The following is a 12,624-nucleotide window of genomic DNA, read 5'->3' as shown; positions in this document are numbered from 1 at the left end:
GCTATTTTTTTATCAGGCTGATATTGCCCACACCAACTTCAGCATCGATAGCATAGCGTCCAGCACCGGAATAATCAGTTTTTGATCCTACCATGCTTTTTTTCGCTGTGTTACTAGCGGGGTACCCTGACATAGATGTTTTACCCACACCTGAGTCTAACGAGACCTGTTTAAAGTCAGAGGCCATCGCGGCAACCTTTATTTTACCAACACCTACCTCCAGCTCGGCAGAATTATTAAGGGCATTTACTTCGATTTTTCCCACTCCAACCTCAATATCTAGAGCCACACTTTGCGGTACTTTTACGTGCCAAGAGAGTTCATAATCATCTGACGGTACTTCAAGAGAGAGCTTATCAGCATGGCTTTTACTGGTTAATTCGGCATCATTGACGTCAGGTGTGCTAAACCAGCTGTCAGAGTCCTTTGGTGCAACTAGGATCTCAACCTCAATGGTGTCACCATGATAAGTTTCTAGATCAACTTTACCCACCGCAACATCTATTCCGAGTTCAATTACATCGCTACCTGAAAATGATGCTGTAATTGTTTTTGTTTCGTTTGCGTGAGCAGTGATTGCTGCACTACTCACCAATAAAGCGCAGATGATTCTTTTCATTCTTTTTACCTTTAAGGAGTGTCTTTGTAAGGTAAGTCGCAGTGTCAGGTGAAAAGGTTTAAATAGATTTTAATTTTTTTGAAGGCTCGGTGCAGTGTTGTATCAACGAGCCTTGAAAGGTGACCTGCGCTTTGGCTCTTTGCCAAGTTATGGCCATATTAAAGCGGCGTTATGGTATAACCTTCAGCTTTTAGTTGAGCGATCAGTCCGTACTGCTCGACCAGGTGCAGAGCACCTACTGCGACAAATAAGGAGGTGTTCGGTAATTGCTCTTTGAGTATTTCAATCCAATTATTGTTACGTTCAATGATCATCAATTGTTCGGCTAATTGACCATATTTATCATCAGAGAAGCTCACATTGTAATAATGAGATAGCTTTTTCAAGTCGCCGGAACGCCATGCCGCGACTAAATCCAAAAAGTAAGTATTTAAGTCCGCCATCTGTGCAAACGTCTCTTTTAGCATGTCGTTGCTATGTACACTCAATTGACTAAACATCTCAAGCTGATATTCAAGCGTTTCAAATTCATCAACTGCAATATTGCTTTCATTTGCAAACGCGATAACCTGCTTGTCTATCCCATTTTTGTCCGTGAAACCTAACTTCTGATATTCCAGCTGTAGCATAGTCACCATAACAGCCCAGGGGGCATAACGTTCAAATAAAGCAATATCTATTTGTTTTGCTGCAAAATAGGCTTTCAGCTTGTTATAGACTTCGGGGCTTAGTTGAGACGCTAAGGTTTGATTGCCTTTTAGTAGCATAAAAGGCATGGAGCGTTGTTGGATTGCCAACGGAGATAAGGCCTCTAGGTTCACCTCAACCATCACTTTGTCACTGTTTTTGATAGCGGTTTTAACTTTGACTGGCAACCCTTGCATTTGTTTATCACCAACATGCACAGTTCCAAACAAGTAGGATGTTTTTTGGCCTTTTTCTACTTTCCAAAGGCCAACTTCTGCATTTGCAAAAGTACTAAAAAGGCTTAGGAAAAAACAAAAAAATATAAATGGAGAAAGGAATTTTACCACTTTGATCCCCTGTTGATTTTATTAAAAAGGTAGTCTGCGATATAGCCTAGCGAATGTCACTAAAAAAGAAATGAGCAAGAAGTATAGAAAATTTCATATTGCCAAAATAAGAAAGTAAATTTTTCGTTATCGTTAAGCAAAACCAATATAAAATTCTCAATTTAGTATTTTTTGCTGTTTTAATTCCGCTTATGGTGTTTTTGGGGTTTTTTTATGTCTTCAGTGTGCTTTTTTAAATTTAAATGGCATAGTTTTTTAGGTTGACTTGGGGGCTGTTCGCGCGGTATTAATAGAAAAAGAGGCAACGCAGTGTTTATACCTAGTCGTTAGCAAAGTTAAATTTTCGGAATTCAAGCAATGTTACTAACAGCAACTCTACTAGTCGTGATTATCAGCGTGGTGATTATTATTACCGCGGGGGCTAGTTAGTGCTGTAAGAAAACCATCAGCATAAGCGCCCCCCGCACCACAAGGTTCGGGGGGCGTTTTCGTTTTAGGGCAAAAAAGGCAACTGAGAGCAGAACATGAGCAATTCAACAACCGGCGCACAACTTGTTATCAAGGTGCTAGAAGAGCAAGGCGTCAAACACGTATTTGGCTACCCAGGGGGAGCCATCATGCCAATTTACGACGCTTTGTACGGTGCGCCTGTTAAGCACTATTTGACTCGCCACGAACAAGGTGCCGGATTTGCTGCCGTCGGTTATGCGCGTAGTACCGGGAAGTTAGGGGTATGTTTTGCAACATCAGGCCCCGGAGCGACTAACCTTATCACTGCGCTTGCAGATGCGATGATGGATTCAGTGCCTTTACTTGCCATTACAGGCCAAGTGCCAACTGCTGCGATTGGATCGGATGCGTTTCAAGAAGTCGATGTACTAGGTATGTCCTTATCTTGTACAAAGCACAGTTACATGGTTGAACGCTCAGAAGACCTTGCAGAAGTGCTCCAAGAAGCCATGTACCTTGCCCAATCCGGTCGCCCAGGCCCTGTTTTAGTTGATATTCCAAAAGATATTCAGCTCGCAAATGTGCCTTTTCATCCATTTGCAGCGCCACAAGATGAATGTCCAATGCTATCACAAGCCGAGGTAGGGAAAGCTAATCAATTACTATGTGAAGCAAAAAGGCCAGTTGCATACATCGGCGGTGGTGTGCAAAACGCTGATGCTCAGCTTCAGTTGATGCAGTTTTTAGAGAAAACACGGATGCCGGCAGTGTCGACTCTAAAAGCACTAGGCAGTGTTACACCTGATTATGACTTTGACCTTGGTATGTTGGGTATGCACGGCACTCAGGCTGCCAACTTAGCTGTACAGCAATGTGATTTATTGGTGTGTATTGGGGCTCGATTTGACGACCGCGTGACGGGGAATTTAGCAAAGTTTGCTGCTGGCGCTAAGGTGATCCACTTAGATATTGACCCTGCTGAAGTCGGTAAACGAAAACCAGCAGCTGCATCACTGATTGCTGATTTGAAGCAATCGCTACCACAGCTTGAGTGTGTGGTTACTAACACGCAATGGCTTGAAACAATTGCAACTCTGCAACGACAACATGCGTGGCGTTATGACTATCCCGGTGAAAAAGTTTTTGCTCCTTATTTACTAAATCAACTTAGTCAAAAGCTGCCAAAAACTGCAGTGGTATGTTGCGATGTTGGTCAACATCAAATGTGGGTGGCGCAGCACATGAAATTTAGCCATCCGAGTAACCACTTAAGTAGCGGTGGTGCGGGCACTATGGGATTTGGCCTGCCAGCGGCTATTGGCGCGCAAATAGCACGTCCAGATAACACAGTGATCACGGTATCTGGCGATGGCTCCATCATGATGAATATTCAAGAGCTGGCAACTATTCGTAGAAACAACTTACCCGTTAAAATTTTGATACTTGATAACCAAAGATTAGGTATGGTGAGGCAGTGGCAGCAGCTCTTTTTTGACGGTCGTTACAGCGAAACAGACTTGTCAGATAATCCAGATTTTGTCGCATTGGCTGCTGTGTTTGGTATTCCAGGGCAGACAATTACTCACGCCAGTCAAGTTGATGAGGCTGTGGATGCACTGGTCAGTGCGCAAGGCCCCTATATTCTTCACGCTTGTATTGATGATAAAGAAAACGTATGGCCACTCGTTCCTCCAGGTGCTGCCAATGATGAAATGATGACGGAGAACTTTTCATGAAACACCATTTAACCGTTGCAGTAAAACAACAGAGTATTGCGATAGAGCGCTTTTTACGAGTGGCTAGACATCGGGGATTTCGTCTTACTAATTTAGAGCTTCAAGGGCAAGATGACTTATTCCACGTCAAAATGACAGTAGATAGTGACAAACCTATCTATTTATTAACCTCACAACTGAGTAAGCTAGTAGAGGTGCAGGCAGTTGACTTGCACACACTACAGAAACAGGCAATTTAAAAGAATTAATTAAGGTAGTTAAACAATGACACAGACATCAGAACTTATTTGGCACAACGGTGAAATGGTTCCTTACTTTCAAGCAACCACTCATGTGCTTAGTCATGCTCTGCATTATGGCAGCTCAGTTTTTGAAGGGATCCGTGCTTATGACACGCCAAATGGCCCTGCGGTTTTTCGTTTAAACGATCATATCCAGCGTTTATTTGATTCTGCAAAAATCTACCGTATGGAGATCCCATATACAAAAGAGGAAGTAATTGCTGCGTGTAAAGAGACGATACGAGCAAACAACTTTACCAATGCGTATCTTCGTCCATTTGCCTTTTTAGGTCATGTAGGTCTTGGCTTGAATCCAAAATCACATCGCGCTGATATGACAGTTGCTGCAATGGAGTGGGGCGCGTACCTAGGTGAAGAGGGCTTAGCGCAAGGTGTGGATGTATGTGTGTCTTCGTGGAGTCGCTTGGCGCCAAATACCATGCCAACGGCAGCAAAAGCTGGTGGTAATTATCTGTCTTCTCAGCTTATTTCAGGCGAAGCGAAACGCAATGGTTATGCTGAAGGAATTGCGCTAGATGTGAATGGTTATCTCAGTGAAGGTGCGGGCGAAAACTTGTTTGTGGTGAAAAAAGGCGTGCTTTATACGCCACCCACGACAGCCTGCATCTTACCGGGCCTAACCCGTGACACTATTATTCATTTAGCCAAGCAGCGAGGTTATGAAGTGCGTGAAGAGGCGATTGCACGCGAAGCCCTGTATTTGGCGGATGAATTCTTTATGGTTGGAACCGCAGCTGAAGTTGTACCGGTTCGTAGCGTTGACAAAATCCCTGTCGGTAACGGCGGGCGTGGTCCAATCACAGAGGAACTGCAACAAGCATACTTTGCACTTGTAAAGGGTGAGGCTGAAGACGAAAACGGCTGGTTAGAGTACGTAAACGATTAATCTTATTGCTTCAGGGTGATGCACCCTGAAGCAAAGCATTGTAAATTTTGGGAATGAGGAACTCGGAAAACCGAGCGTAAGGTGAGACATGGCTAAATTACGGAGTAAAACAACGACTGAAGGCAGGCAACGTGCGGGCGCCCGTGCGTTGTGGCGAGCAACAGGAATGACCGATAGTGACTTTCATAAACCTATAGTTGCAGTTGTAAATTCATATACCCAGTTTGTTCCGGGTCATGTTCACCTCAATCAACTCAGCGCATTGATGGCTGATGCGATAACAGAAGCAGGCGGCGTACCTCGTGAATTTAATACCATAGCAATTGACGATGGCATTGCCATGGGGCACGGCGGTATGCTGTATTCGTTGCCATCGAGAGACTTAATTGCTGATTCAGTCGAATACATGGTCAATGCCCATTGTGCTGATGCTATGGTGTGTATTTCTAACTGCGACAAGATCACCCCTGGTATGCTACTTGCCGCACTGCGGTTGAATATTCCGGTGATCTTTGTTTCCGGCGGCCCGATGGAAGCGGGTAAAACTCGCTTAGCGGATATCGATTTAAAGTTGGATCTTGTTGATGCCATGGTAAAAGGAGCGGATCCAACAGTCAGTGATGAGGAGTCTGAGCAAGTAGAGCGCTCTGCTTGCCCTACGTGCGGCTCATGCTCAGGTATGTTCACTGCAAACTCGATGAACTGCTTATTAGAAGCGCTGGGTTTAGCGTTGCCTGGTAATGGTACAACTCTAGCGACACACAAAGACCGCCAACAGCTGTATTTGGGCGCAGCAAAGCGCATCATGGCTTTATGTGATGAATACTATGGCAAAGACAATGAGCAAGTGCTGCCACGCAATATTGCAAATCAAGCGGCATTTATGAATGCCATGACATTAGATATTGCGATGGGTGGATCATCCAATACGGTGCTGCATTTATTGGCGGCGGCACAAGAAGGTTTTGTCGACTTTGATATGAACGACATAGACCGCTTATCTCGCAGTACCCCATTTTTGTGTAAAGTAGCGCCAGCAACACAGCAATATCATATTGAAGATGTACACCGTGCAGGTGGCATTATGGCCATTCTAAACGAGCTTGCTAAAGGGGATAAATTAGACTTGTCGGTAGGGCATGTGGCTGGCGGAAATCTAGGTGAGGTTATTGCACGCTGGAATGCCGCAGACAGCAATAATGAACGGGCACAAACTTTCTATCGTGCGGGACCTGCTGGGATCCGTACTACCCAAGCAATGAGTCAAGCGTGTCGCTGGGACGAGCTAGATTTAGACCGTGAAGGCGGCTGTATTCGCTCTATCGAGCATGCCTTTAGACAAGACGGCGGCCTTGCCGTATTAAAAGGTAACTTAGCGCCTGACGGCTGTATCGTGAAAAGTGCAGGAGTGGCCGATGAAATGCTGCGCTTTACGGGGCCTGCTGTGGTATTCGAATCTCAAGACGATGCAGTCGAGGGGATACTGGGCGGCCAAGTTAAAAAAGGTGATGTAGTGATCATTCGTTACGAAGGGCCAAAAGGCGGCCCGGGTATGCAGGAAATGTTATACCCAACCAGTTACCTGAAGTCGATGGGTCTAGACAAAGACTGCGCTTTGCTCACCGATGGCCGCTTTTCTGGCGGTACTTCAGGGCTCTCTATTGGTCACGCGTCTCCAGAAGCTGCCAGTGGTGGTAATTTAGCGCTGGTTGAAAGCGGCGATGTTGTCGCTATCGACATCTATAACCGCAGTATTGATGTAAAGCTGGATGAAACTGAGCTAGCACTGCGCCATGAAAAACAGCTGGCTCGTGGTAAAGATGCTTATAAGCCACTAAATAGAGAGCGCTATGTGAGTCCTGCATTGAAAGCTTACGCACTCCTTGCAACTAGCGCTGACAAAGGTGCTGTTCGTGACTTACAAAAACTTGAGGAGTTGAGCTAGCGATGGTTTCCCAAGAGCTTGATTACTTCAGAGCCATCATTCAAGCGAATGTGGCACCGCTCGTTGAGGTAACGCAAGTCAATCAATTAGAGCAAATGTCAGCCCAGCTTGGTAATCAGATTTGGCTAAAGAGAGAAGATCAACAACCGGTTTATTCTTTCAAATTACGTGGTGCATACAACAAACTGCGTCAGTTGCCGAAAGGGTCTCGGGTGTATACCGCTTCAGCGGGTAATCATGCTCAAGGAGTTGCACTAAGTGCAACGCATTTAGGTCAGCATGCCACTATTGTAATGCCTGTGACTACGCCAGAAATTAAAGTGAATGCCGTGCGTAAACTCGGTGGTGAAGTGATTTTACATGGCCACCACTTTGATGCTGCAAAACAATATGCCTTGGAGTTGTGTGAAGCGCAAAGTGGTGTATTTGTTCCTCCATTTGATGATAAAGACGTGATCATTGGTCAAGGTACGGTAGCGCGAGAGCTTATTCAACAGCTTGATGAGTTGGATGTGGTATTTATACCGGTTGGTGGTGGTGGTCTACTCGCGGGTATGGCGGTGTATTTAAAATCACTGCGGCCAGACATTCGTATTGTTGGAGTAGAAGCTGATGACAGTGCTTGTCTTAAGGCTGCAATGGCAGCTGGCAAGCCTGTGGAATTAGAGAGGGTTGGTGGCTTCGCCGATGGTGTTGCAGTTAAGCTTATTGGTACTGAGACCTTCAGGCTGGCACAAAAGTTTTGTGATGAGGTGATCACAGTTAATGCCGATGAAATATGCGCTGCGGTGCAAGATATTTTTGTTGAAATAAGAGCAACTGCAGAGCCGTCTGGGGCGTTATCAACAGCAGGTTTAAAAAAGTGGCTGGCACAAACTGGTGAAAAAGGGTTAAGTGTTGCTGCAATCCTATCTGGAGCTAACCTGAATTTTGATAGGCTTAGATATATTGCCGAAAGAACAGCATTAGGCGCGAAGCATGAAGCATTGCTTGGCGTATCAATTCCTGAAGAAAAAGGTAGCTTCAAACGCTTTTGTCACTCTCTAGGTGGACGCGCAATCACTGAGTTTAACTATCGCTATGCTGGCTGTGGAGAAGCACAGATTTTTGTTGGCGTAGGTTTGAGAAATGGGCAAAGTGAGCTGGATGAACTGAGGGCTTCATTACATCAAAATGGGTATCAGTTTGATGACCTATCAGACAACGAGCTTGCGAAATTACATGTTAGATACATGGTAGGTGGAAAGCCTCCTGCGGTAATGAAGGAGCGTCTATTACGATTTGAGTTTCCAGAATATCCAGGGGCGTTGGCGCGGTTTTTAGACATGCTAGGTAGTAACTGGAATATAACATTATTTCACTATCGAAATCACGGTGCAGCACAGGGTAATGTATTAGCAGCGTTTGAGGTAGAACCAAAGGATTATGAATGTTTTGATGCTCATTTAGCTAAGCTGGCGTATCAATTTCAAGAGGAAACACAGAACCCTTGCTTTGCACGCTTTTTATATGGTGAGCAGTTGCAAAAGCAAAAAGCAGGCTAGTGGGGTTATGTTTGGGCGCTTAGAGAATATTATTGCCAATTTAATTTCACAGAGCAATGAGAGGGCGCTTTGCCATCTCGAGGAGTTTATTTAGCGGGAGAGACGAGTGTTACAGTCTGGTAAAACTAAATCAAGATGGGCTGCATTAATAAAGAAGCTTGTGTTACTAGCAGGCCTTTACGTAGTGCTAGTGATATGTTGGCCAGATTTTCAAAGTGGTATCTTCTTCTCTACAGCTTGCTTAATGCTGATGTTATCTATGGTATTAGGCGGTGACGGATATGGTAACCAAAGAGTGGAATCATTATTAACAAAGGTAGGCGATACACTGATCATCTCACATGGGATCGGAAAAGTAACCATACCGATAGCGCGTATAGAGTCTATTGCGATAGGCAAAAACTACTTGGGGCTGATAGAACAAAACAACGGTAATGGTTACGACATTACATGCACAGGAAGTCGCGACCAAATTCATCATCATATTAAAAATCTACTCGCAGAGCATTTTGAAAACTGTACTGTACATAGTATATAGCACTCACTTTCCTTAAGCTGTTTTTGAAATCGCGGCTATTGCTATGGCAAGCTTCTGCCCATCGACTATAGTTAGCCATTATTCTCGTACAAGAAATAAGGACATAATGTCTAAGTATTTTGCAGTGTTATTGCTTCTTATCTTCAGTACCCAAATACAGGCATTAGAGAAGGTAACGCTTCAGTTGAAGTGGACGCATCAGTTCCAGTTTGCTGGATACTATATGGCAAAAGAAAAGGGCTTTTATCAAGAAGAAGGGCTTGACGTTATCATTGTCCCCGCTGATCCGAACAACCCTAATGTTGACTTTCGTGTGCTATACGGACAAGCGCAATTTGGTGTGTTTCACTCTGGTTTACTAAAACAACGCCTTGAAGGAAAACCTTTTGTGGCGCTGGCTGCATTATTACAATCCTCTCCTTACTGTTGGATGGTTAAAGCGCAAAGCGGGATATATGTCCCACGTGATTTTCAAGGAAAGCGCATCAGCCTCCTTGGGCATACTGAAAATGGTGAGTTGCTGATGATGTTGCAACGAGCCGGTGTAAATACCGACAGCATGTTGCTCTATTCAGGCAAGAAACCCTTTGATGATTTCATCGCTGGAAAGTTTGATGCGATGCAGGTTTATAGCACAAACGAACCCTATCAGGCACAGCAATTGGGCGTGGCGACTCGAGAAATTTGCCCTAAACAGTTTGGTTTAAATGTCTACGCAGACGTGCTATTTACGACCGAAGCAATGTTACGCGATCGTCCGCAGCAGGTAATGCGATTTCGTCGTGCCAGTCTCAAAGGTTGGCGATATGCGATGCTCCATTTAGAAGAGTCGCTTGCCGTTACCAAAGCGAACTATGCAACTCATAAGTCACTCGCACAATTGGCTTATGAAGCAGAGAAGCTCAAAGATTTTATTAGGGTTTCGGGTATCCCTATCGGAAAAATGTCAGCTGCAAAGTGGCTGTGGATAGCACAGCTGTATCATTTGGATGTAAGCCAATTTCACGAACATAAGGCTGATTTTATTTACTCAGAAGTCAAGCAAGATCCGGCCTCATTATCTTGGGTGTTAATAATTGCCGCTGTTTTAACCTTAGTTTGTATTCCCATGTATATTCAGCTCATCTTTTCTCGGAAAAATAAGTCACATTTACGCTAGAATAAGCATATTGTATTGCTGGTGGTTGTAACTACTGTGGACTTAAGTACGCGTTTTCTACGTTTAGATAAATTATTATTTGATACTCGTCAGTATTGGCAGATCGTTGCATTTGAGCATTTAGCCATACCTTGGCCTGAGCTTGAGTCTACGTTACTGCAACTTAGCGATCAGGCAGTACATGAGTTAGACAACAACGAGCAAGCGCATCGTGATTTCTTCAAAAGTACTATCCCTGAACTGGAGCAATTACATACCCTTTGTATGCTGCCCAAGATTGAAGGTCATCGAGATGCACTGCCATTTTGGCTAAGTAATGGAATTAAAGGGCGTAAGCTTGAGCAGCTACAAGACTTTGTTGCTGCTATAAACGAAACCAAGTCTGCTGTGCTTGAATGGTGTGCTGGTAAAGGGCACTTAGGGCGTATGCTTGCCTACCATGGTGCGCCTGAAGTCAATAGTATTGAGCTACAACAAGATTTATGTCGTCAAGGAGAGGAGAGTGCAAAACGGCAGAATCTAAACCTTCACTTTCATTGTGCTGATGTACTCAAAGATGATATTCATCACCATTTTGTTGAAAATCGCCATGGTATTGCATTACATGCTTGTGGTGAATTACACCGTGTATTTATCCGCCAAGCTGTTGATAATGGAATGAAAAAGCTATCGCTTTCTCCTTGCTGCTATCACCTTTTTACACCACAACAGTATGAAGCGATGAGCGTAGAAGCTAGCGCCAGTGCGCTGAACTTATCTCATCATGATATGAAGCTAGCATTACAAGAAACCGTCACCGCACCGGGCAGAGTCGCGGCAGTTCGCAAAAAAGAAGTGAGTTGGCGACTGGGTTTTGATGCGTTGAGAAGAGAGTTGGACGGTAGTGATAACTATGTCTCGGTTCCCTCTGTAAATAAAGCCATTTTTTCAGGGACGTTTGATGAGTTTTGTTACTGGGCGGCAGAGCAAAAACAAATCATCTTACCTGCAAACATCGACTTTGAAAGGTATGAGCGAATTGGCCGCCAGAGAAAGCAAGTTACTGACAGAGTTGAGTTGGTTCGTCATTTGTTCCGCCGTGCTATTGAAATATGGTTAGTGCTAGATAGAGCTTTATATTTACAAGCATCGGGGTATGATGTTGAGCTTAGTACTTTTTGCGAAAAGTCACTCACCCCAAGGAATATTTTGATACAGGCTGAACGTTAGCCGGAGAGCCACTAATGTGTAATTTTAGTTCGAGCCCGCTGAGCCATTTGCTCAATAGCAATAAGCAATGGGCAGAGCGCACCAATGCCAGTGATCCTGAATTTTTTAAAAAGTTGTCGCAGCAGCAAAACCCTGATTATCTCTGGATAGGGTGCTCAGATTCTCGAGTACCGGCCAACGAAATTGTTGATTTAATGCCCGGTGAACTATTTGTTCACCGTAATGTTGCAAATGTAGTGGTACATACTGATCATAATTGTTTATCGGTCATGCAGTATGCAGTAGAAGTACTTAAAGTCGACCATATTATGGTAGTTGGCCACTATGGTTGCGGTGGTGTTCAAGCGGTGCTAGATAATGCAAAGTTTGGACTAATTGACAACTGGCTTCGTCATGTTGCTGATGTCAAAGAGAAGCATCAGGCAATTATTGAGCGCATAGTTGATGAGCAACAATGCGCAGCATTATGTGAACTTAATGTGGTGGAGCAAGTGCGCAATGTTTGTCAGAGCAACATTGTGCAGGATGCGTGGTTGCGTGGTCAAACACTGACCGTACACGGTTGGGTATATGGCCTTGCTGATGGATTATTAAATGAGGTTGTCGGTGCAGTGGCAGACAGTGAGCAGCTATCTTTGTGCTATGAAAAGTCGTTACTCGGTGTGAATCAACGCTATTGCTCTTAAACTGCAAGCGAACAATGGATGTCTATGATATGAGCGTCAGGCTATACAGGTTGCGGCACTAATTATCCTGTGTCCACAAAACCTTGATGTTGTACCAACTATTAAAGCTAATTGGTATTAAACACCATACAATGAAATGGCAGCAAAACACCAACGCAGTGCTGCCAATACGGTGTTACTCGTGAGAGTCTGTTTGCTTGTCAGCCAGTTGTGCTTCAAGCTGTGCTACTTTTTCTTCGAGCTCTACTAGCTTTTCACGGGTGCGGATCAATACTTTGCTTTGAATATCGAATTCTTCTCTGCTGACAAAGTCCATCTCTGATAGTTTACTTTGAATAGCTTGCTTGGTTCTGGCTTCAAACGTTTCGGCAAGGCTCTTAACACCTTGTGGCATATTGCTTGAAATCTGTTTGGCAATCTCTTCAATTTTGGCTGGGTTAATCATTTTCTTACCTTAGCTTGCGAGTCAGTATACATTTACCATCTTACCTTATGCACGAGAGGTGGAAAAGGTTC

12 protein-coding genes are annotated in these 12,624 nt (G+C 44.3%); 9 read left to right on the top strand and 3 right to left on the bottom strand.

What is annotated here, in order from left to right; all coding sequences use genetic code 11:
* Window position 1 precedes the first annotated feature (1 nt).
* Both F9Y84_RS12525 and F9Y84_RS12520 read right to left on the bottom strand, forming a co-directional pair.
* Window positions 2-619 (bottom strand): hypothetical protein, encoded by a 618-nt coding sequence (locus tag F9Y84_RS12525; protein ID WP_147389187.1) that lies wholly within the window; start codon window positions 617-619, stop codon window positions 2-4.
* 158 nt (window positions 620-777) lie between these two features.
* Window positions 778-1,653 carry a TraB/GumN family protein gene (locus F9Y84_RS12520; protein WP_147389186.1) on the bottom strand — a complete coding sequence of 292 codons (876 nt, stop codon included), beginning with the start codon at window positions 1,651-1,653 and terminating at the stop codon, window positions 778-780.
* A 524-nt stretch (window positions 1,654-2,177) separates the two neighbouring features.
* Here F9Y84_RS12520 and ilvG point away from each other — a divergent pair.
* From ilvG to can, 9 genes are all read left to right on the top strand, one after another.
* Entirely contained in the window at window positions 2,178-3,839 is a 1,662-nt protein-coding gene (gene ilvG, locus F9Y84_RS12515; RefSeq protein ID WP_147389185.1) for an acetolactate synthase 2 catalytic subunit, read from the top strand.
* Entirely contained in the window at window positions 3,836-4,078 is a 243-nt protein-coding gene (gene ilvM, locus F9Y84_RS12510) for an acetolactate synthase 2 small subunit (protein ID WP_125251500.1), read from the top strand. The genes ilvG and ilvM overlap by 4 nt, the downstream gene beginning before the upstream one ends.
* 25 nt (window positions 4,079-4,103) lie before the next feature.
* Entirely contained in the window at window positions 4,104-5,027 is a 924-nt protein-coding gene (locus F9Y84_RS12505; RefSeq protein WP_125251501.1) for a branched-chain amino acid transaminase, read from the top strand.
* An 88-nt stretch (window positions 5,028-5,115) separates the two neighbouring features.
* Complete coding sequence (ilvD, locus tag F9Y84_RS12500) at window positions 5,116-6,972, top strand: dihydroxy-acid dehydratase (RefSeq protein ID WP_147389184.1); 1,857 nt, start codon at window positions 5,116-5,118, stop codon at window positions 6,970-6,972.
* A gap of 2 nt (window positions 6,973-6,974) precedes the next feature.
* Complete coding sequence (gene ilvA, locus F9Y84_RS12495) at window positions 6,975-8,516, top strand: threonine ammonia-lyase, biosynthetic (protein ID WP_147389183.1); 1,542 nt, start codon at window positions 6,975-6,977, stop codon at window positions 8,514-8,516.
* Window positions 8,517-8,622: 106 nt separating this feature from the next.
* A complete protein-coding gene (locus F9Y84_RS12490) occupies window positions 8,623-9,054 on the top strand; it encodes a hypothetical protein (protein ID WP_147389182.1) in 432 nt (143 codons plus the stop codon).
* A 106-nt stretch (window positions 9,055-9,160) separates the two neighbouring features.
* Window positions 9,161-10,213 (top strand): ABC transporter substrate-binding protein, encoded by a 1,053-nt coding sequence (locus tag F9Y84_RS12485; RefSeq protein ID WP_147389181.1) that lies wholly within the window; start codon window positions 9,161-9,163, stop codon window positions 10,211-10,213.
* 36 nt (window positions 10,214-10,249) lie between these two features.
* On the top strand, window positions 10,250-11,422 hold the full coding sequence (locus tag F9Y84_RS12480; RefSeq protein WP_147389180.1) for a methyltransferase: 1,173 nt from the start codon (window positions 10,250-10,252) through the stop codon (window positions 11,420-11,422).
* Between the two features lie 14 nt (window positions 11,423-11,436).
* Complete coding sequence (can, locus tag F9Y84_RS12475; protein WP_147389179.1) at window positions 11,437-12,108, top strand: carbonate dehydratase; 672 nt, start codon at window positions 11,437-11,439, stop codon at window positions 12,106-12,108.
* A 175-nt stretch (window positions 12,109-12,283) separates the two neighbouring features.
* Here the strand turns inward: can and ubiK are convergent, their stop codons facing one another.
* Window positions 12,284-12,553, bottom strand: coding sequence for a ubiquinone biosynthesis accessory factor UbiK (gene ubiK, locus F9Y84_RS12470; RefSeq protein ID WP_125251507.1), 270 nt, complete (start codon window positions 12,551-12,553; stop codon window positions 12,284-12,286).
* Window positions 12,554-12,624 lie beyond the last annotated feature (71 nt).

Origin of the sequence: Pseudoalteromonas peptidolytica (assembly GCF_012641745.1) — a bacterium.
Classification (GTDB): domain Bacteria; phylum Pseudomonadota; class Gammaproteobacteria; order Enterobacterales; family Alteromonadaceae; genus Pseudoalteromonas; species Pseudoalteromonas peptidolytica.
This window is presented reverse-complemented; position numbering and strand designations above follow the sequence as displayed.

Bases quoted from the DNA above. Each gene is read 5' to 3' on its own strand.
- F9Y84_RS12525 (WP_147389187.1), bottom strand. From the start codon at position 619: ATGAAAAGAATCATCTGCGCTTTATTGGTGAGTAGTGCAGCAATCACT.
- ilvG (WP_147389185.1), top strand. From the start codon at position 2,178: ATGAGCAATTCAACAACCGGCGCACAACTTGTTATCAAGGTGCTAGAA.
- ilvM (WP_125251500.1), top strand. From the start codon at position 3,836: ATGAAACACCATTTAACCGTTGCAGTAAAACAACAGAGTATTGCGATA.
- F9Y84_RS12505 (WP_125251501.1), top strand. From the start codon at position 4,104: ATGACACAGACATCAGAACTTATTTGGCACAACGGTGAAATGGTTCCT.
- ilvD (WP_147389184.1), top strand. From the start codon at position 5,116: ATGGCTAAATTACGGAGTAAAACAACGACTGAAGGCAGGCAACGTGCG.
- ilvA (WP_147389183.1), top strand. From the start codon at position 6,975: ATGGTTTCCCAAGAGCTTGATTACTTCAGAGCCATCATTCAAGCGAAT.
- F9Y84_RS12485 (WP_147389181.1), top strand. From the start codon at position 9,161: ATGTCTAAGTATTTTGCAGTGTTATTGCTTCTTATCTTCAGTACCCAA.
- can (WP_147389179.1), top strand. From the start codon at position 11,437: ATGTGTAATTTTAGTTCGAGCCCGCTGAGCCATTTGCTCAATAGCAAT.
- ubiK (WP_125251507.1), bottom strand. From the start codon at position 12,553: ATGATTAACCCAGCCAAAATTGAAGAGATTGCCAAACAGATTTCAAGC.